The organism is Xylanibacter brevis ATCC 19188, assembly GCF_000621725.1.
GTDB lineage: Bacteria > Bacteroidota > Bacteroidia > Bacteroidales > Bacteroidaceae > Prevotella > Prevotella brevis.
On sequence record NZ_JHXM01000018.1, the window covers coordinates 78002 to 98616 of the forward strand.

The window sequence follows — 20615 nt, forward strand, 5'->3', positions numbered from 1 at the left end:
ATTTTTTATAATGATTCAAGTATTCGTTTCAGTACCACCGAACAACTGATCTCGCGGTTGGCTGCCTCGGGGATGACCAGCGAGTTGGGACTCTCGATGACATCGTCGGTGACAATCAGGTTGCGGCGCACGGGCAGACAGTGCATGAACTTACCGTTGTTGGTCCACGACATGTGCTCGGTATCTACCGTCCACGAGCGGTCCTCGCAGGTAATCTTACCATAGTCGGCGGGGTTGGTCACGCCAGGGTTACTCCAGTTCTTGGCATAGATGAAGTCTGCACCATCGAAAGCTTTCTTCTGGTCATACTCCACACGGGCATTGCCCACGAACTTAGGATCCAGCTCATAGCCCTTGGGGTGGGTGATGACAAGATCTACATCATCGGCCGCATTCATCCACTCAGCAAACGAGTTGGGCACGGCCTGAGGCAAAGCACGGCAGTGAGGCGCCCAGGTCAGAACCACCTTTGGCTTCTTCACTGTTTTGTGTTCCTCGATGGTGATGAGGTCGGCAAAAGCCTGCAGCGGATGCACTGTAGCGGTCTCCATAGCAAACACGGGCTTGCCGCTGTATTTGATAAACTGGTGCAGCACCGTCTCGGCATAGTCGTACTCGCGGTCTGTCAGACCAGCAAACGAGCGTACACCAATCACGTCGCAGTAGCATCCCATCACGGGGATGGCCTCCAGCAGGTGCTCGCTCTTGTCGCCATCCATGATGACGCCACGCTCGGTTTCCAGTTTCCATGCACCTGCGTTCACATCGAGCACAATCACGTTCATGCCCAGGTTCATGGCAGCCTTTTGTGTAGAGAGTCGAGTGCGCAGACTATTATTGAAGAATATCATCATCAGGGTCTTGTTTTTGCCCAGATGCTGATACTTAAAACGGTCGTTCTTAATTTCAAATGCCTCGGCCATTGCCTTCTCCAGAGGGCCGATGTCCTGTACGTTAATAAAGCTTTTCATCGTTCTTTGTTTCGTTCTTATGCGTGTACCTTAATAATATAAAAAGTGCTGGCAAAATTACTAAATAATTTCGTCAGCACCAAATAATCGTAAAGAATAATAAAGAAACGTTCTGTTTCCTTATGGCTGTAACGTTATTCCAAATGCCAGATACGCTTTCTGGCTACATGGATTGGTCGTGACCTGGGCAAACACAGGAATCGTAAATGAATTGGTCACGGCAATCGCTTTTGTCGCACGTAGGGAGAGGTTAGTAATGGCAAACCCAGAAGTCTCATAAAATGAGGTAGCGAAAGGTACGGCACCTGCTGTAGCTGTCCAGTCAACCGAGGCAATCTTAAATGGTACAACAAACTCCAGATAGCTGCTGTAGGCTCTGTCGCCGTCCTTGTTCGCTCCGTCGTTGCCCGCAAAGTTGGTGAACCACTGTACCGAGGCTACACCGAAGTCATAGCCGATGTTGGCCTCAAACAGGTGGTTTGTGCTGTGGGCGTCATATCTTAAGTATCTGTTCTGTGGGTCTAGTCCACTATTAAACCAGTAGTCGGTGATGCCGATGTTCAGGTTGCCCAGCGTGTAGCCCAGTGTCAGGTCGAACTCCTTGGTGTCGTTGGGCTCGGCCAGTCCTACGTTGCCCCAAGCTGTCAGCGACAAACCCTTGTAGCCGACGCCCAGTGTGGGCTGTACCGATACACCTCCCAGATCCAGACCACGCCAGATATAGCTGCTCACGATGTCACTACTAACTGTTGTTTCAACTTCGTCCTGTGCAAAGGTGGTGCTGCTGAGCATCATACCCATTGCTAATATCATCAGTTTCTTCATAATAGAATCTATTTTGTGGGTTGATTAATGTTGATTATAGCCTATTGGCTTTTTTAGTTTTGCGTTGGTTGTACTTCTTAACTTCTGTTTTCTATGGTGGCTATAGTACCTATAGTTTCTATAGTATCTATAGCATTAGTTATAGCAGCACTCTCCGTGCTCGTAGATGTCCAGACCTTCTTCCTCGATGCGGGCATTCACGCGCAGACCGTGCAACTTCTTGATGCCGTAGAACAGGGCTACGCCGCAGGCAGCTGCCCAGAGGTCGATCACCAGTACACCGAATACCTGTGCACCCAGGAAACCGAATCCGTAACCGTAGAACAGACCGTTGGTGGTAGAGAACAAACCGGTCATCACTGTGCCGAGAATACCGCAAACACCGTGTACAGATGAAGCACCTACGGGATCGTCGATGTGAAGCTTGTGATCAATAAACTCGATGGCATAAACCAGGACAAGACCGCATACCAGACCGATGACTACTGCGCCCATGGGTGATACCAGGTCGCAACCAGCAGTGATACCTACCAAACCGGCCAGTACGCCGTTCAGTGTCAGTGAGAGTGAGGGCTTGCCATACTTAAACCAGGTCAGGAACATCGTGCTCATACCACCGGCAACAGCAGCCAGGTTGGTGGTCAGGAATACATGTGAGATAGCTACACGGTTCACCTCACCACTGGCAGCCAGCTGAGAACCGGGGTTGAAGCCAAACCATCCCAACCAAAGGATGAAGACACCCAGAGCAGCCATAGCTAGGTTGTGACCGGGGATAGCACGGCTCATGCCTTCCTTGGTGTACTTACCAATGCGGGGACCCAGTGCGAGGGCACCAATCAGAGCCAGCACACCACCTACGCTGTGTACGATGGCAGAACCTGCAAAGTCATGGAACACATCGCCAAAGACGCTCATCATAAAGCCGTCGGCAGCATCGCTGCACAGCCAGCCGCCACCCCATGTCCAGTGACCTTCGATGGGATAGATGAAGAGTGAAATCACAGCGCTGTAGATCAAGTACATAGAGAACTTGGTGCGCTCGGCCATGGCACCACTAACGATGGTGGCTGAGGTGGCGCAGAACACGGTCTCGAAAATCAGGAATCCCTCTACGGGCAGATCGCCACTGTAGAAAGACAGGTCGCCCCAGTTGGGCATACCGATAAAGCCAGCACCGTCGCTGCCAAACATAAATCCAAAGCCTAGGAAGAAGAACAGCAGTGAACCGAACATAAAGTCCACAAAGTTCTTCATCAATATATTTGCTGTGTTCTTACCTCGTGTAAAACCCGCTTCGCACAGCGCAAAACCTGGTTGCATCCAGAATACTAACATGGCTGCCAATAGCATCCATACGGTATCAAGTGAAAAAGCAATTTCGTTCATAGTTGTAATCTCCTTCTTTTTTATTTCTTATCTCTCAGCACCGTGTCGCCGTTCTCGCCTGTACGGATGCTCCATGTGTCTAGTACTTCGCTGACGAAGATGCGCCCATCGCCCACTTCTCCTGTGTGAGCTACCTGCAGAATCACCTTGACTGTGGGGGCTACGAATTGGTCGCGACAAACAATGGTCAGTGCTACGCGCTCAATCACGTCTGTTGAATACTGTACGCCGCGGTAGATGCGCTCCTCTCGACTTTGACCGATGCCGTGCACGTTGTGGTACTCAAACCAGTCAATGTCCGATTGTAGCAGCGCCTCTTTCACGTCGTCGAACTTCGTCTTGCGGATAATTGCTTCAATCCTTTTCATAACTCAATTCTTTTTTACCTTATTAGTTAATAACTAGTCCCCGCTTTCAGGGATTACAATATGAAAGCTTTCGGGTGCAAAATTAATCCATTTTGACAGAATCTTCACGTTCTTTTATTCAAATTGAATCTTCGTTTTAATATTCTGTTGCAAACCGAAAGCAAAACAATTAAAACTACTTTCGATTTGTTATTATTTTGCGATTATTACTTATAGTTTGTTGTATGATACAGTAAAACGCCGTGAATAGGGTTTCTATTCACGGCGTTTTGCTTGGCAAAAGCGGCATTTAGCGCCTAAAAGTTCCTCCCCTCGGGGAGGTTAGGTGGGGGTATCCTCACGCTCTCACTTGTCCTTCACCTTCAATCAACCACTTATAGGTGGTGATCTCTTCCAGGGCCATGGGGCCGCGTGGACCGAGTTTCTGGGTCGAGATGCCTATCTCTGCGCCTAGTCCAAACTGGGCACCATCGGTGAACGAGGTCGGTGCATTCCAATAGACACAGGCGGCATCCACGTGCGACTGGAAGATGCGGGCGGTCTGTTCGTTCATGGTGATGATGCTCTCGCTGTGTCCGCTGCCGTGCTGGTCGATGTGTGCCAGTGCCTCTTCCAGTGAGGCTACGGTGACGACATTCATTTTGTAGTCCATGAACTCCGTGTCGTACAGACTCTCATCGTTATAGTAGAAGGTCACCTTCCCCTGCATTGGAGCCAGCAGTTGGGGGATGTCGGCCTCACGGTCCTTGTGGACAAGTAGTGTGTCGAGTGCATTGCATACGCTGACGCGCCGTGTCTTGGCATTACATATAATATTGCGGCCCATCTCCAAGTCACCCTCCTTGTCAAAGTACGTGTGTACCACGCCGGCACCCGTCTCAATCACCGGCACACGAGCTGTGTCGCGCACAAAGTCGATGAGCTTGCGTCCGCCGCGCGGTATGCACAGGTCTATGTAACCCACGGCGTTGAGCATCTCGCCAGTAGCCTCGTGGGTGGCAGGCAGCAGCGCCACCACATCCTTCGAGATGCCTTGCTGCTCCAGCACTTCGTGGATCAGAGCCACCTCTTCGCGGTTGCTGCAGTCGGCATCCTTGCCGCCTTTCAGCACGCAGGCATTACCACTCTTGAAACAAAGTGAAAACACATCGAACGTCACGTTAGGGCGCGCCTCATAGATCATGCCAATCACGCCGAAAGGCACAGACACACGGCACAGACGCAGTCCGTTGGGCAACGTCTTCGCTTTGGTCACATGTCCCAGTGGTGATGGCAGCGAGGCCACATTGCGCATGTCGGCAGCAATGCCCTCCAGGCGGCTCTCCGTCAGTTGCAGACGGTCGTAGAGCGGGTTCGTCTTCTCCATCTTGGCCAGGTCCTGAGCGTTGGCATCGAGGATGCGCTGCTGCTGTTGCATGATGGCCTGGCTGACGGCCAGCAATATCTCGTTACGTTGTTCGTCGGTGAGCAGGCTCAGTCGTTTGCTGGCTTGCTTCACGCGTTTGAAAGTATCAGTGAGTTGCATGTACTAAGAATTCTGTGTGAGGGGTGTGGATTGGATCTTCTATGAGGTTGATGAGGACATTGTCGCGCTTGCCATTGGCAATGATCACGCGTATGCCTGCAGCCTGAATCTTTGATGCCGTGGCATATTTCGACTGCATACCGCCGCGTCCGGCCGAGCTCTTCTCCGTCTGGATATACTGCGAGAGGTCGCTGCCTGGAGCCACCTCCTTGATCAGTTGCGACTGTGGGTCTGCGGGGTTGCCGGTGTAGATGCCGTCGATGTTAGACAGCAGAATCAGTGTGTCTGCCTCCATCATCTGGGCGATGAGGCCAGATAGTTCATCGTTATCGGTGAACATCAGCTCGGTGACGCTCACGGTGTCGTTCTCGTTGACAATAGGCAGCACGCCGTTCTCCAGCATCACGCGCATACAGGCCTGCTGGTTCTTGTACTGTTCGCCTGGGCTGAAGTTCTCTTTCATCGTCAGCACCTGTCCTACATGAATATGGTATTCGCGAAACAGGTCGTAGTACAGACCTATCAGCTTGGCTTGTCCTAATGCCGAAAACAACTGGCGCTGCTCCACTGAGTCCAGCTCGTGGGTGGCCTTCAGCTCTCGACGTCCACAGGCCACGGCTCCCGACGATACCAGTATCACCTCGAAGTCCTGCTGTCGCAGCCAGGCTATCTGGTCCACCAGTGCCGACATGCGTGTCACGTCGAGGCGCCCATCGGTGCGTGTCAGGGCGTTCGATCCCACTTTGATAACGATTCTTCTCTTCATTGTGTATCCTTTTTCTCAATAAAAATAACAATCTGCTGCAAATTTACGAATAATATTTGTAATTTTGCAGCCTAAAACGGAAAAAATAAGCAAATACGTAAAATTCTAATGGATATAAATCAGCTGATCACTCAGGTTAACGATGCCCTTTGGACTTATGTGTTGATAGGTGCCCTGGTGGGCTGTGGATTGTGGTTCACGTGGCGCACGCGTTTTGTGCAGTTTCGCATGCTGGGCGAGATGATACGCCTGCTCACCGAATCTGCTGTCGATACGACGCGTGGCGTGAAGCATATTTCTTCTTTTCAGGCCTTTGCCGTGTCGGTGGCCACACGTGTAGGTACGGGCAACCTGGCCGGTGTGGCCTCTGCCATTGCCATTGGTGGCCCCGGTGCCGTGTTCTGGATGTGGGTGATAGCACTCGTCGGATCGGCCACGGCTTTCGTGGAATCAACACTGGCCCAGTTGTTCAAGCAAAAACACAAAGACTCTTTTATAGGCGGACCGGCCTATTATATCCAGCGCGGTCTGCATCAGCGGTGGATGGCCATCACCTTTGCCGTGCTGATCACGTGTCAGTTTGGCCTTTCCAACAATTCCATACAGTCCAATACCATCTGTGGCGCCATGCAGGAAGCCTTCGGATGGTCGCCCGTTTGGGTCGGTCTTGCCTTGTCGTTGATGGCCTTGCTCATTGTCTTTGGTGGCATCCAGCGCATTGCAAAGGTCAGTTCGGTCTTGGTTCCAGTGATGGCCATTGGCTATGTGGCCTTGGCTGTCTTTATCATTCTGGCCAATATTGAGAAGATTCCCGTTGTTATGAAGGTGATACTGTCGGATGCCTTTGGCATTCATCAGGTAGCTGGCGGTGGTATCGGAGCCACGATTATGTATGGTGTCAAGCGAGGCCTCTTTTCCAACGAGGCCGGTGAGGGTAGTGCACCTAATGTGGCAGCCACGGCAGCCACGAGCCATCCCGTCAAGCAAGGACTGATACAGGCGCTGGGTGTGTTCACCGACACGCTGCTGGTATGCTCGTGCACCGCTTTTATCATACTGATCAGTGGTCTTTATCGCGACCCCGAACTGAATGGCATTGCCCTGACGCAGTCGGCTCTGCAGTCGGAGGTGGGCAGCGCAGGTCCTGTCTTTGTGGCGGTAGCCATCTTCCTGTTTGCCTTCTCCAGTATCATCGGTAATTATTATTATGGTGAAGCCAATATCCGTTTCATCACGAACGATACCAAGGTGATGGCCCTCTATCGCATTTTCTCAGGTGGTGTGATGGTGATCTTCGGTGCCCTGGCCAGTTTCGAACTGGTATGGAACATCGTTGATTTCTTTATGGCCTTCCTGACGTTTTGCAACCTCGTGGCCATTGTTCTGCTCGGCCGCTACGTGTTCCGCCTCCTCGATGACTATCGCAGTCAGAAGCGACGCGGCATCAAGGAACCGGTGTTCCACCGCAGTCAGATTCCTGAGTTGGAACACGAACTCGAGTGTTGGGAATAAAAAAATGGGAACCGCGATGGTTCCCATTTTTATTGATGGTTACTGTTATTTCTCAGCGTCTTTCTTTCTGATCTCTACGCGGCGTATCTTACCAGAGATGGTCTTGGGCAACTCATCCACAAACTCCACGATACGGGGATATTTGTAGGGAGCGGTCTCCTTCTTGACGTGCTGTTGCAACTCCTTCACCAGGTCGTCGCCAGCCTTGTCCTTCCATTCCTTGCCCAGCACCACGGTGGCCTTTACCACCATACCGCGGATATCGTCGGGCACACCGGTGATGGCACACTCAACCACGGCGGGGTGGGTCATCAGGGCGCTCTCTACCTCGAACGGACCAATGCGGTAACCACTCGACTTGATGACGTCGTCGATACGTCCCTCAAACCAGTAGTAGCCGTCCTCATCGCGCCATGCCATGTCGCCCGTGTGATAGATACCGTCGTGCCACGCCTCGCGGGTCTTCTCCTCATCGCGGTAGTAACCCTTGAACAGTCCCACAGGCTTCTTGTCGCCTACGCGAACCACAATCTCGCCCTTTTCACCGTCCTCACATGGTGTGCCATCGGCACGCAGCAAGTCGATGTTGTACTGAGCATTGGGAATACCCATTGAACCAGGTTTCGGCGTCATCCAGGGGAAGGTACCCAGAGTCATCGTGGTCTCCGTCTGACCGAAGCCTTCCATCATGCGGATGCCCGTCTTCTCGTAGAACTTATCATATACTGCGGGGTTCAGTGCTTCGCCTGCGGTGGTGCAGTATTGCAATGAGCTGAGGTCATACTTCGACAGGTCCTCGCGAATCATGAAGCGGTAGATGGTGGGAGGTGCACAGAAACTGGTCACCTTGTATTTCTCCATCTGGCGCAACAGCGTGTCGGCATTGAACTTCTCGTGGTCGAACACGAAGACCGTAGCGCCAGCAAACCACTGTCCGTAGAACTTGCCCCATACGGCCTTGCCCCAGCCCGTGTCAGCTACAGTCAGGTGGAGCGAGCCTTCGTGCAGGTTGTGCCAGAACACACCTGTTGTCAGATGGCCCATGGCGTAGAGGTAGTCGTGTGCCACCATCTTTGGTTCGCCGCTGGTACCGCTGGTGAAGTACATGATCATCGTGTCCTCGTTGTTGTTGACGAAGGCCGGACGCTCGAACTTAGGCGCCTTCACCACCTCCGACTGGTAGTCGCGGAAGCCTTCGGGGATGGGTTTGCCGTGATCGGTGATGGTGATGTATTCCTTCACAGAAGGACTCTCGGGCATAGCCAGACGAATCTGTTCGCAGACATAAGGATCGTCCACGCAGATGATCGACTTGATCGAAGCGCGGGTGTTGCGATACACAATGTCGTGCTTGGTCAGCATGTGGGTGGCGGGAATCACCACGGCACCAATCTTACACAGTGCCAGCATCACAATCCACCACTCATAGCGGCGCTTCAGTATCAGCATCACGGGGTCGCCCTTGCCGATGCCCAGCGACTGCAGATAGCTGGCAGCCTGGTCGCTCTGCTCTTTCAGGTCGGCATATGTGGCGCGAATCTCTTCGCCCTGGTCGTTGGTCCACAGCAGTGCCAGTTTGTTGGGCGCCTCTGCAGCCCATGCGTCCATCACGTCGTAGGCAAAGTTGAAGTGCTCGGGTATGATGAACTCTAAGTTTTTATTGTAATCCTCTACAGACTCAAAGTGAGTTTGCTTTAAAAATCTCTCTACCATATTTCTTTTGCGTTTTGTGTTTTCCTTCCTCTTATTCTACTGTGAATGCCAGGAATTTTACTGCTTTGTCGCCAACGGCCAGCATGCCGTGAGGCTTTGTTGCATCAAAGTAGATGCTGTCACCCTCTTCCAGAATGATGGTCTTGCCGGCAATATACAGTTCCATCTTGCCCTCCAGCACCAGGTTGAACTCCTGTCCGGGGTGACTGTTCTTGTAGATGGTGCGTGCACCGGGCTTGGGCTCCACGGTGACCACGAAGACGTCGGCCTTGTGACCCACAAAACCGCCTACCAGCGACTGGTATTTATAAGCCTTCGTGCGCTCAATGCTCATGCCCTGTCCCTTACGTGTCACGTAGTATGAGGTCATGTGGGGAGCCTCGGCAAAGATCAGCTCCTCGGTAGATACGCCATACTTATGGGCAATCTTCATCAGGTTTGAAATGGTAATATCCATCTCGCCCTTCTCTATCTTTTCGTATTTTGCTGTGTCGATGCCAATGGTCTCGGCCATCTCGCTGACGGGAATGTCAAGCACGTCGCGCAGTCCGCGCAGACGCTCACCAATCTGTTTTAGTTGTTCGTCCATATATAAGCCCCCTAAGTTAGGGGGATGGGGGTCTGAACAAGCGTTTATCAGTCCCTTTATTATGTTGTTATGGAGGTCTGCGCTTGTTCAGACCCCTGTTGTCCCCTAACTTAGGGGACTCAAACTCCTGCTTTCAATCCACGAATCACGGCCGATGTGAATCCAGCATGCTCCATCTCGTTGAGGCCCTTGATGGTCAGTCCGCCAGGCGTGGTCACCAAGTCGATGGCAGCCTCGGGGTGCATGCCGTTGGCCTGTAGCAGTTTCACGGCGCCCAGCATGGTCTGCATCACGATCTCCTTTGCATGGTCGGCCTTGAAGCCCAGCTCCACACCACCTTCCGAGGCAGCGCGGATGTAGCGCATGGCATAGGCAATGCCGCAAGAGGCCAGTGTAGTGCCTGCAGCCAGGTGCTGCTCGTCGGTCATCAGCGTGTTGCCCATGGCGTCGAAGATGTCCTTCACGGTCTTGGTGTGCGAGGCGTCGCCAGCAGCAGCCACCAGGAAGGTCATCGAGGCCAGCTCAGCAATAGCGATGTTGGGGATGCAGAGGAACAAAGGCATGTCGATGCCAATCCACTCCTGTATCTTTGCTGAGGGCACACCGGCGGCGATGACTACCAGAATCTTCTCTGCCGTCAGTGAGGGGGCGATGCCTTTCAGCACCTGCTCCACAAGCCAAGGCTTTACAAACACCATCACCACGTCGGCCTCGGCTGCAGCCTTCGCATTGTCGGTGGTCACGTTGATGCCCTGTGCCGAGAATTTATTCAGTACGGCCTCTGAGGGGTCGCTCACGGTAATGTTCTTATTGTCGAAGTAGTCGGCCTTTATCATGCCTTCTACGGTGGCGCCACCCATGGCGCCAGCACCTATAACTGCTATTTTCATAATGCTTTCTCTAAACGTATAATGAATTCGTCGGCCATATCCTTACTGAAGGTCAGTGGTGGCAGCAAGCGCAGCACGTTCTCGCCCGAACAGCCTGTGAACACATGCTGCTCGTAAACCAGACGCTCGCGTACGGGCTTCTGAGGCTCGTTCAGCTCGATGCCAATCATCAGACCGCGACCGCGCACCTCTTTAATCATGGGGTGGTTCAGTGAGCGAAGCTTCTCCATCAGGTAGTCGCCAGTCACACGGGCGTTCTCGATCAGGTCTTCCTGCTCAATCACGTCGAGCACAGCCAATGCTGCCGAACAAGCCAGGTGGTTGCCACCGAACGTGGTGCCCAGCTGTCCGAACTGAGGCTTGAACTCAGGCGAGATCAGCACGCCCGACATGGGGAAACCATTGCCAATACCCTTGGCCACGGTGATGATGTCGGGTTTGATGTCCAGCCACTGGTGTGCAAAGAACTTACCGCTACGGCCATAGCCACACTGAATCTCGTCGCATATCAGCACTGCACCGAATCGCTTGCAGGCATAAGCCAGACTCTGGGCAAACTCAGGTGTTGCCATGCGGATGCCGCCCACGCCCTGGATACATTCCAGGATGGCTGCAGCCACACCGCCTTTCACCATCTCGCGCACCCAGCCCTCGATGTCGTCCAGGGGCAGGAACTTAGCGTGGTGGTTGTCGTTGATAGGTGCCACAATCTTGGGGTTGTTGGTCACCTCTACAGCCAGCGACGTACGACCGTGGAAAGCCTTATGGGCCGACAGCACGCGGGTGTTGCCCGTCTTAAATGATGCCAGCTTCAGGGCGTTCTCGTTGGCCTCGGCACCGCTGTTCACCAGAAACAGCTGGTAGTCCTCATAGCCCGACAGCTTGCCCAGCTTCTCGGCCAGCTCCACCTGCAGGTTGTTGTGCACCGAGTTTGAGTAGAAGCCCAACTTCTGAAGTTGCTCTGACACCTTTTTAATATAATGGGGGTGTGCATGACCTATCGAGATGACGGCATGACCGCCATACAGGTCCAGGTATTCCTGTCCCTTCTCGTCCCATACCTTGCAACCTTCTCCCTTGACGATGTTGACATCGAATAGTGGATAGACGTCGAATAGTTTCATATTGTTTCCTTTCTTTTATGTTGGTTAGAAAGCAGATGCCTTCAGTTTCAGTCCGGCCATCTCGTCGATGCCGAACATGATGTTCATGTTTTGCACAGCCTGCCCCACAGCACCCTTCAGCAGGTTGTCGATGGCCGAGGTGACCAGCAGCTTGTTGCCATATTTCTCCACGTGCACCAGTGCCTTGTTGGTGTTCACCACCTGCTTCAGGTCGATGGCCTTGTCGGTGTAGTGGGTGAAGGCAGCATCCTGATAGAAGTCCTTATAGGCCTCGATGATATCCTCCACGGGGACCGATGTCTTGATCACGGCCGTGCAGAAGATGCCACGGGCAAAGTCGCCGCGATAGGGGATGAAGTCGATGTCGGCATCCAGATAGCCCTGCACCTGCTTCAGGCTCTGACGTATCTCGGCGATGTGCTGATGCTGGAAAGGCTTGTAGATGCTCAGGTTGTTGTTGCGCCACGAGAAGTGAGTGGTGGCACCAGGCTTCTGTCCGGCACCGGTAGAACCCGTGATGGCATTCACGGCCACATCCTCTTTCAGCAGGTTCATGTGGGCGGCAGGCAACAGAGCCACCTGAATGGCGGTGGCGAAGCAGCCGGGGTTAGCCAGGTGCTGAGCCTGTGCAATCTCGGTCTTGTTGATCTCGGGCAGACCATACACGTAGTCGTGGTCGCCCTTGATGCGGAAGTCCTGTGCCAGATCGATGATCTTCACGTTGGCCGGTATTGTATGTTCTTTCAAGAACTGTTCGCTCTTGCCGTGTCCGAAGCAGAAGAACACCACGTCCACCTGGTCAAAAGGCATTTGGTCAGTGAACTTCAAATCAGTCTCGCCGATGAGTCCTTCGTGCACATCGCTGATCAGATTCCCCGCATTACTCTCCGAATTTGCAAACACAATCTCTGCCTCCGGGTGGTTCAGCAGCAGGCGAATCAGTTCACCGCCAGTGTAGCCGGCGGCGCCTAGGATGCCCACACGGAGGGACCCACCCCCATGCCCCTCCCTGTGAGGGAGGGGAGAGGTTACTTTTATGCCGTTGCTTATTTCTTTATTCATTGAAATAATTCTCTATTTGTTGTACTACCTGTTCAGTATTAAAGAGAACTTCTTCATTGGAAAACCTGAGGAAGTGATATCCCATTTGTTCCAAAGTGTCCTCTCGCATTTTGTCGTTTTCTTGTTGATGTGGTTCGGTGTGATATCCACCATCAACTTCAATAATAAGACCCTTTTCGGTTGAAACAAAGTCTGCGATATAATCCCCGATAACGTGCTGACGTAGAAATTTTACTCCTAATTGTTTATCGCGGAGAAACTCCCAAAGCACCATCTCTGCAGTCGTGGCATTCTTCCTGTTCTCTCTGGCCCAAGCCTTGAGCAGCCCATATCTGTCCGGAGCAGCCGTCTTATACCCCATACCATTATTATATTTATAATATAAACTTCTCCCCCCCCATCTATCAATAAACTCCCCTCCCTCACAGGGAGGGGTACGGGGGTGGGTCTCTATAAACTCCCCTCCCTCACAGGGAGGGGCACGGGGGTGGGTCTCTTACCTCTCATTCGGATGGATCCCATAATACACGCGCAGCGGTGTGCTCGACACCTTGATGAAGCCCTTTGCCTCATCGGCAGTCCAGCCGGTCTGGGTCTCACCATATTCGCCCAGCTTGCTCTTGGTCAGGTCGTTGTCCGAGTCGATGCCCACGGTCTCGAAGCCGTAGGGGCGGAGCTTCAGGATGGCCGTACCCGTCACGTTGCGCTGACTGCTGGTCAGCATAGCCTCGATGTCGGGCATCACGGGCTCCAGGTACTGACTCTCGTGCAGGAACATGCCATACCAGTTGGCCACCTGGTCCTTCCAGTACTGCTGCCACTTAGACAGTGTTGACTTCTCCAGCAGACGGTGAGCCTCGATAATCAGCTTAGGTGCAGCAGCCTCGAAACCTACGCGGCCCTTGATGCCGATGATCGTGTCGCCCACGTTGGCATCGCGACCGATGGCATACGAGGCACCAATCTCCTCAATCTTCTGGATAGCCTTGATCTTATCGTCAAACTGCTCGCCGTTCACAGCCACGATCTCACCCTTGTCGAAGGTGATCTTCAGCGTAGCCTCTTTCTCGGCAGCCGTCACGTGCTTTAGGTAAGCCTCTTCGGGCAGACCCTGTGTGGGGTCGAGCAGTTCGCCGCCGCAGATGCTGGTGCCCCAGATACCTACGTTGTACGAGTACTTCAGTTTGGTGAAGTCGGCGAAGTAGCCATTAGCATTCAGATAATCTACCTCCTCCTTACGAGTCAGGTTGCGGTCGCGTGTCAGTGTGATAATCTCCACGCCCGGTGCCATCACCAGGAAGGTCATGTCGAAGCGGATCTGGTCGTTGCCGGCACCGGTAGAGCCGTGTGCGATGGCGTCAGCACCAATCTCCTTGGCATAGCGTGCGATGGCGATGGCCTGGAAGATGCGCTCCGAGCTCACCGAGATAGGGTAGCAGTTGTTGCGCAGCACGTTGCCGAATATCATATATTTCAAAGACTTGGCGTAGTATTCCTGTGTTACATCGAGCGTAACGTAAGCCTTCGCGCCCAATTTATAGGCGTTCTCCTCGTTTCTCTTCAGCTGTTCTGCCGAGAAACCACCGGTGTTTGCACATGCGGCATACACCTCATAACCCATTTCCTTGGTCAGGTACATCACGTTGTATGATGTGTCCAGACCACCACTGAATGCTACTACTACTTTTTTCTTCTTCTGTTCCATGCTTAAAGTCCCTTCATTTCTTTAGTTAGTTTTGCGAGCTGTGCTCTTCAATCTCTTCTAGTTGTTTGATGCGCGCAATGGTCTGTGGCGTCAGTTTGGCAGGCAGTTGCTCGGTGGGATCGAACAGCATGCCCGTGCAGATGCAGTACTTGCGCCCCGTGCGGTGCAGCACGTCCACGTTGATGCAACCTTCGCATCCCTTCCAGAAGGATTCGTCGTCGGTCAGTTCGGCAAAGGTCACGGGCTTATAGCCCAACTGTGTGTTCATAGCCATCACGGCAGCGCCGCTGGTCAGCGAGAAGATCTTGGCGTGTGGCCAGCGTGTGCGTGCCAGCGTAAACGTCAGGTCTTTGATGCGCTTAGCCAGTCCCAGGCCGCGAAAGTCGGGGTGAACAATCAGACCCGAAGTGGTCACATACTGCTTGTTGCCCCATGTCTCGATGTAGCTGAAACCAGCGAAGCGCCCATCGCTCTCGCGCAGCGCAATCACGGCCTTGGCTTCCTGCATCTTCTTCGCCACATACTCATGTGTGCGCTTGGCGATGCCAGTGCCTCTCACCTTAGCAGCTTCAGCTATAGTCTCTAAGATGGTGTCCACATAAACCTCGTGCTCGGGGCCTGCCACCATCACCTTGATGTCTTTACTTGTTTCCATGTTTTATTTTATGTTCGGAACCACCTCGCTCAGCGCGTTGATCAGTGCACGCTGGGATGTTCCTTCTTTTATCACAATAAATATTGTGTCATCGCCAGCAATGGTTCCCAGTATGCTGGTGATGTTGGCACAGTCTATGTTCCATGCAATGGCGCTGGCATAGCCCGGACGCGTCTTGATGACGCCCATGTTGCCAGAGAAGTGGATGTTCACAAATCCGGGAATCTCCATCATCTCTCGGGCGGTGGTGGGTGTGGTCACGCGCTTATACATCGTCTCGTTGGGCAGCACGTAAACATAGTCACCATTGATGGTCGATGCTTTGGCCACCTTCAGTTGCTTAAGGTCACGGCTCAGTGTGGCCTGGGTCAGGTTGAAACCTTCCTTCCTCAGGGCCTCACGCAGTTCTGCCTGATTTCCAAGTTGTTGACTTGAAATGATGAGTCTCAGTGCTTCCAAACGGTAGTCTTTTTCTTTCATTGTTTTTGTGTTAAGAAGTATATTTATTCACTAACGCGGTGCAAAATTACATATTTTCTTGTATATAACCAAATAAAAGTGTATTTATTTGCATAATTGGAAATAAACTGCATAAATAAAAGAGCGGCACCACCATGGCGGAGCCGCTCTTTGCTGTTTATAGATGACTTGGCGGGTGCCAAGTTATCGTGCGATTACTTGCGAAGCACCTTCTTGCCGTTCACGATGTTCAGGCCCTTCTGCACCTTGTTCAGCTTCTGGCCGTTCAGGTTGAAGATGGTCTGTTTCTCGTTGTTGGCATTCACGTTCTGTATGCCGGCAGCATCAGCTGCTTTCTGCAGTTCGCTCTCCAACAGGCTCTTAGCCTTCTCTGCTGTTTCAGCAAAGACGATGGTTGTGATGGTAGCTTGTTTCATGGTCAGCACCAGTTCGGGTGTTGCCTCGGCAGTTGCCTGACTACCCTCAACAGTAGCAGAGTAGTTAATCGCCATCATACCGCCGCCATCGAAGGTTACATTCGTTGGCTCTGAGCTGAATTTGATGCCATTCTCATCAAGTGTTGTATTAGCTGCAAGAGTCAGGTTCTCAAAGCTTGTTGTAGGTGGTATCTGCATGTTGAATCCAGAGAAGGTGATTTCCACGCTGTTCTCTCCAGCCTCAGCGATAGTCACAGCCTGTTCTGCAGTTGCGATTGCGGTGCCAGGTACCTGGGTTCCAGGTGTGGCAACAGGACAGGTGGCGATGGCAATATAACCATTATAGGTAGTGCCCTGCTTGGGCTGCTCCAGCTTTACCAGGCGGAAGTCAGAGAATGACATCCAGTTGTGGAGCACGCTGGTCACACCGCGAATACCGATTGTTACGGCACCAGCCTCAGTAACCTCGAACTCAACGTTGTGGATGTTCCAACCGCGGTTGAACAGACCACCTGCGGCACCGATGCTGGCTGTCTTCACGCTATCTGTACCAGCGAAGAGCTTCAGTTCAACGTCGGCAGAAGCGCGTGAGATGGCAGAGAGCAGATATTTACCAGGCTCCAGGGTTACATCCTGAGTGAATGAAACGTCCCATGCCTCTTTATCCCAAGCGCCACCGTCGAAATAGTTGTGGGTAGCGCTACCATCGGCACTAGTCCATGGCTCGTTGCTTAAGATTTTGATACTGCCGGTAGAACCTTCACCGTTGGTGGCGGTCCAGCCGTTGATACCGTCGTTAGCAGCAGCGTTGGTGATCAGTTCAGTTACATCAGTAGCACCTGCCTTGCCCTCAGCAGCAGCGTTAGACTCGTAGTAGGTGCGCAGTGCTGCGTACAGTTCGTCGCCAGCCTGCTTAGCGGCAGTAGCATTGTCTGCAGTCTTAGCCTCAGGCTTCTTCTCTGCGTTAGCATAGGGCAGATCTACGATTGCAGCATTGGCAGCGGCCAAGTAGTTGTAGTTGGGAGCTGCATCGGTGAAGGTCTTGGTAGCAGCCTTCAGGTCGCTTGTAGCAGCCTCGTATCCTTCAGCGGTTGTAGGCTCAGCCTTTGCAACTTCTGCCTCCAGAGCGGTCTTCTCAGAACCTGTTACGTTCTTCTCTGCTTCCAGGGCAGCCTGAGCTTCGGCCAAAGCAGCTTGATAGTCTTTTCTAGGAGCAGCAATGATGTATGCAGCGTAGTCGCCATAGTAAACGAGTGACAGTTGGTCGATACCAACCCAGTTGGCATTGGTGCTTTCGGTCTTGAAGCCAACCTCGATGTCACCCTCGGCCTCGTGGTTGTAAACAATCTGATACTCTTTCCATGTGCCGCTTACAGCAACAATAGCATCGTTTACGTAGAGAGATGCACCGGTAATAGTCCAGTCAGCATGATCCTGCTGCAGTGCATTGGCAGTGCCTTTCAATACGTATGCACCAGCGGGCATATCCTTGAAGATCTGCTTGGTAGAAACGTCAGGCAGATGTCCGTCGTTGCCGGCGCCAACCCACTTCTCAATATAGCGAGTAGGACGCTCATTGTTCTGCTGATACTGCATGTTGTTCAGTGTCCAGCCCTCGTTCTGTGTATCGCATGAGCCGTTTACAAGGATTTCGGGAGATGGATTCTCCACAGTGTACTGAGCCCAAACGAAGGCTTTCTCTGCCTTCTTCAAGGCCTCAATGGCATCTTCCATTTCTGCGATGTTCAGGTGATTGTCGTTCAGAGCAGTCTCGGCATTGCCAATAGCAGTGTTGAATGCATCCAAGCCCTCGGTACCTACCAGCGCCTTAGCAGCGGTAATCTCGTCATTCAACAGAGCTTTGATAGCTGCGAATTTAGCCTTAGCAGTGGTAACCTTACTCAAACTCTTGATTTGGATAGAGTGCCATTCAGTCATAGCAGCCTTAGCCAAAGCCAAACCGAAGGTCAGTTTTCCGTCAGCAACCTCAATGCCGTTGATTGAGTAGGCCACTGGCTCAGTTTCAACAAGCCCACTATTTCTACGGGCAGTAATCCATGTCTGTTGAGTGTTCTCTCCAGATTTTGCGAATACATAAGCCACGTCGTCAGCATCTTCCTGTAGGTTAGGAGCACCAGCTGCGTTTGCGCCATACTTGCCATTCCATGCGTTGTGTGAGGTAGCATACAAGCTAATGTTGTAGATACCATTTTCAACTTCAACTTCCTGTGTGAGGACATCACCTACACCAGTCACACCGAATACCTGGATGAGATTGATGCCGTTTCCAAGGTAAGGCTTGAATTCTCCAGCAGCACAATTCTGGGCATTTACCCATTTGTCTGTACCGGTACCAACCTTTGATGTAACGTCAAGTTCGCTTCCTGCATTGTCAGCCTTAAACTGATTAACTGCAGCCAGCAATTCGGTCTCGTCGCCACTTGCCTGAGCGGCACCAATAGCATCAATCAACTTGCCAACAGCCACAGCATCGGCATCGGCAGCCAGTGTCTTGGCTTCCTTCATCAGTTCGCTCTCTACGTAAGTTTCTATATTGATGTAGTCGTAGAACCAACCATCTTGGCCATTGGGGCGGAAAGAAATCTTGTAGTTGCCATCAGCGGTAATTTCACCATTCTCGCCATAGTTGTTACCCATGCCGTCGGGGAACCATATCTGGTTCGCACCGTCCTGCTTTACAACCTTGAACTGGCTTGCGGTGGTCAGAGCCATGGTGTAAACGTACTCCTCTACTTCAGCCTTCTTGTTGAGGGTCATCTTGTAGGCGTCATTTACACCCCAGTTGGTCATGTTACCAACAACGTAGTAGTTGGCAGCGGGCTGAGGAGTTTTTCCGTTTTCCCATACGATGGTAATCTTGTCGATGTAAATAGCTCCGTCCTTTGAACGGAAACCCACGAATGCGTAGTCGCCACTTATGGTGATAGTTTTGCTTTCTGCATTTGCAGCAATCTCTCCCAGAAGTGTACCCTGAGTGCCTTCGTCGTACAGCTCTGTGGCAGCGGTGTAGGCAGTGTTGCTACCATAGATGCTTATAGAACGGTCTGTGGTAGCAGAATTGAATTCTATGGTCACAGATTTAACTTTACCACCAGTAGCTGTGGTGATAATTCCTGCGTTGCTGTTTTTTGTGCGCAACTGGATGCAGGTACTGTTGTTTGTTGCCATCTGTCCAGCATAAACGGCGTCAGATGTGAATGTTTTGCCCGTAAAGTCAGCATAGCTATTACCTGTGATTTCAGAGAATGCGGCAACGGTCAACTCGTCGGTGACTTCACTCGCAAACATCGTACCACAAAGCACAGCAAACAAACTGAGCAATGATAAACGTAATGTTTTGGTCATAATTAGTAAATGTTAGTTAATAAATGAGTTGTATAATTAGTTGTTTATAGTTTTATAGTGTACGTTGTTAGTCGTAGGAATTGTTGTTTGTAGTATAGTCAGTCGTTTATGATAGTTTTGTAAACTAGTTGATGGATTATAGTAAATCCGGTGCAAAGATACAATATTTATTAATACGTGCAAACTTTTTTGAGAAAAAAACGATAAAAAATATTACTTTTACACTTATCATGGTATGTAGCATCGCTTTCTCCTTTCGTTAAGACTATCATCCTTTTTCCCCAAAAAAGTACCCCCTTCGCTTCCTTATTCAGCCACTATCACAATCTTATAGTGCCACTATCGAAATGCAATAGTGCCCCTTTTGAGTCGCAATAGTGGCCCTTTTGAGTCGCAATAGTGGCACTTTTGCTCCCAATCTAGAGTCTAGAACAGTCGCATCTAGACTCTAGATTGGGTGCATCCAGACTTTAGAACGGATGCATCTAGACTCTAGAATGCTCACGTCTAGCCCCTAGAATGATCTCATCTAGCCCCTGGAATCACTTCATCTAGCCCCTAGAACTGCGTCGTCTAGCCCCTAGATAAAGATCAAAACTTACCGAATTGCAAGTCAAAAGCGCCAGTATTGCATCGCAAAACCAAAACTATTGCGGGGCAAAACAGCAAAAGTGAGGGCCTCACCCCCAACCCCTCTCCGAAGGCGAGGGGCGCAAAATCTTCAATTTTCAGCTTTTCCCTCCCCTCGTGGAGGCCAGGAGAGGCTCTCGTGACCTTTGGTGGAGCTTTTATTCCTCCCCCTTGGGGAGGTCAGGAGGGGGTCCCCTTTTCCTCGCACGCGCATAATATTAATAAGGAGAACATAGTAATGGTGCATTGATGTATATCAAGACAAACATAAAAAATGCATTATTTCTCAAATTTTTCTCGAAAAAGTTTTGGTGGTTCCGAAAAAAGCCGTACCTTTGCATCCGCTTACGAGGAACACCTCCTCACAAGCAAAACAAGAAAGAGTTCTTTGAAAGATTTACATAGACAGAGAAGTAGTACAAGAAGCGAGTGCTAATCTTAATTGAAAGGCACTTGGGTAACAGTAACGAACCGTCAATCATATTTTAAAATAGGTTGATAGACTTGATACTTTTTGGATAGTCATTCTGAAACAGATAATAGATAGTCCTCCTTTATTATATAGGGGAGCGGCGATCAAAAGATACAAACATTATACAATGAAGAGTTTGATCCTGGCTCAGGATGAA

Annotated in this window: 17 protein-coding genes; 1 reads left to right on the top strand and 16 read right to left on the bottom strand. The window is 51.5% G+C overall.

The window, feature by feature from the left end:
• Positions 1–5: 5 nt before the first annotated feature.
• The 6 genes from T433_RS0110160 to proB all read right to left on the bottom strand — a co-directional run bounded on the left by T433_RS0110160 (position 6) and on the right by proB (position 5844).
• The gene (locus T433_RS0110160) at positions 6–971 is read right to left on the bottom strand and encodes a Rossmann-fold NAD(P)-binding domain-containing protein (protein WP_027455717.1); all 966 of its coding nucleotides are present in this window, start codon (positions 969–971) and stop codon (positions 6–8) included.
• 120 nt (positions 972–1091) lie between these two features.
• A complete protein-coding gene (locus T433_RS0110165) occupies positions 1092–1796 on the bottom strand; it encodes a hypothetical protein (protein ID WP_027450612.1) in 705 nt (234 codons plus the stop codon).
• Positions 1797–1931: 135 nt separating this feature from the next.
• Entirely contained in the window at positions 1932–3185 is a 1254-nt protein-coding gene (locus T433_RS0110170) for an ammonium transporter (protein ID WP_027455718.1), read from the bottom strand.
• 20 nt (positions 3186–3205) lie between these two features.
• Entirely contained in the window at positions 3206–3553 is a 348-nt protein-coding gene (locus T433_RS0110175; RefSeq protein WP_027450610.1) for a P-II family nitrogen regulator, read from the bottom strand.
• Between the two features lie 337 nt (positions 3554–3890).
• On the bottom strand, positions 3891–5078 hold the full coding sequence (locus T433_RS0110180; protein ID WP_027455719.1) for a glutamate-5-semialdehyde dehydrogenase: 1188 nt from the start codon (positions 5076–5078) through the stop codon (positions 3891–3893).
• Positions 5065–5844, bottom strand: a complete 780-nt coding sequence (proB, locus tag T433_RS0110185; RefSeq protein WP_027450608.1) for a glutamate 5-kinase — start codon at positions 5842–5844, stop codon at positions 5065–5067. Before proB ends, T433_RS0110180 begins: the two co-directional genes overlap by 14 nt.
• Positions 5845–5952: 108 nt before the next feature.
• Between proB and T433_RS0110190 the strand changes: the two genes are divergently transcribed.
• Positions 5953–7356, top strand: a complete 1404-nt coding sequence (locus T433_RS0110190; RefSeq protein ID WP_044109685.1) for an alanine/glycine:cation symporter family protein — start codon at positions 5953–5955, stop codon at positions 7354–7356.
• A 45-nt stretch (positions 7357–7401) separates the two neighbouring features.
• Here the strand turns inward: T433_RS0110190 and T433_RS0110195 are convergent, their stop codons facing one another.
• From T433_RS0110195 to T433_RS0110240, 10 genes are all read right to left on the bottom strand, one after another.
• Positions 7402–9069, bottom strand: coding sequence for an AMP-binding protein (locus T433_RS0110195; protein WP_027450606.1), 1668 nt, complete (start codon positions 9067–9069; stop codon positions 7402–7404).
• 31 nt (positions 9070–9100) lie between these two features.
• Positions 9101–9658, bottom strand: a complete 558-nt coding sequence (locus T433_RS0110200) for a helix-turn-helix domain-containing protein (RefSeq protein WP_027455721.1) — start codon at positions 9656–9658, stop codon at positions 9101–9103.
• 119 nt (positions 9659–9777) lie between these two features.
• Positions 9778–10548, bottom strand: a complete 771-nt coding sequence (locus T433_RS0110205) for a pyrroline-5-carboxylate reductase family protein (protein ID WP_027455722.1) — start codon at positions 10546–10548, stop codon at positions 9778–9780.
• Positions 10545–11672, bottom strand: a complete 1128-nt coding sequence (locus tag T433_RS0110210) for an aspartate aminotransferase family protein (RefSeq protein ID WP_027455723.1) — start codon at positions 11670–11672, stop codon at positions 10545–10547. The genes T433_RS0110205 and T433_RS0110210 overlap by 4 nt, the downstream gene beginning before the upstream one ends.
• A gap of 24 nt (positions 11673–11696) precedes the next feature.
• Complete coding sequence (argC, locus tag T433_RS0110215) at positions 11697–12734, bottom strand: N-acetyl-gamma-glutamyl-phosphate reductase (RefSeq protein ID WP_248616512.1); 1038 nt, start codon at positions 12732–12734, stop codon at positions 11697–11699.
• The gene (locus tag T433_RS0110220) at positions 12727–13095 is read right to left on the bottom strand and encodes an endonuclease domain-containing protein (RefSeq protein WP_027455725.1); all 369 of its coding nucleotides are present in this window, start codon (positions 13093–13095) and stop codon (positions 12727–12729) included. Before T433_RS0110220 ends, argC begins: the two co-directional genes overlap by 8 nt.
• Before the next feature lie 135 nt (positions 13096–13230).
• Positions 13231–14439, bottom strand: a complete 1209-nt coding sequence (locus tag T433_RS0110225) for an argininosuccinate synthase (RefSeq protein ID WP_027455726.1) — start codon at positions 14437–14439, stop codon at positions 13231–13233.
• Between the two features lie 25 nt (positions 14440–14464).
• Positions 14465–15094 (bottom strand): GNAT family N-acetyltransferase, encoded by a 630-nt coding sequence (locus T433_RS0110230; RefSeq protein WP_027450599.1) that lies wholly within the window; start codon positions 15092–15094, stop codon positions 14465–14467.
• A 3-nt stretch (positions 15095–15097) separates the two neighbouring features.
• Complete coding sequence (locus T433_RS0110235; protein WP_027455727.1) at positions 15098–15574, bottom strand: arginine repressor; 477 nt, start codon at positions 15572–15574, stop codon at positions 15098–15100.
• Positions 15575–15768: 194 nt separating this feature from the next.
• Positions 15769–19356, bottom strand: a complete 3588-nt coding sequence (locus T433_RS0110240) for a cadherin repeat domain-containing protein (RefSeq protein ID WP_155808472.1) — start codon at positions 19354–19356, stop codon at positions 15769–15771.
• Positions 19357–20615: the final 1259 nt, after the last annotated feature.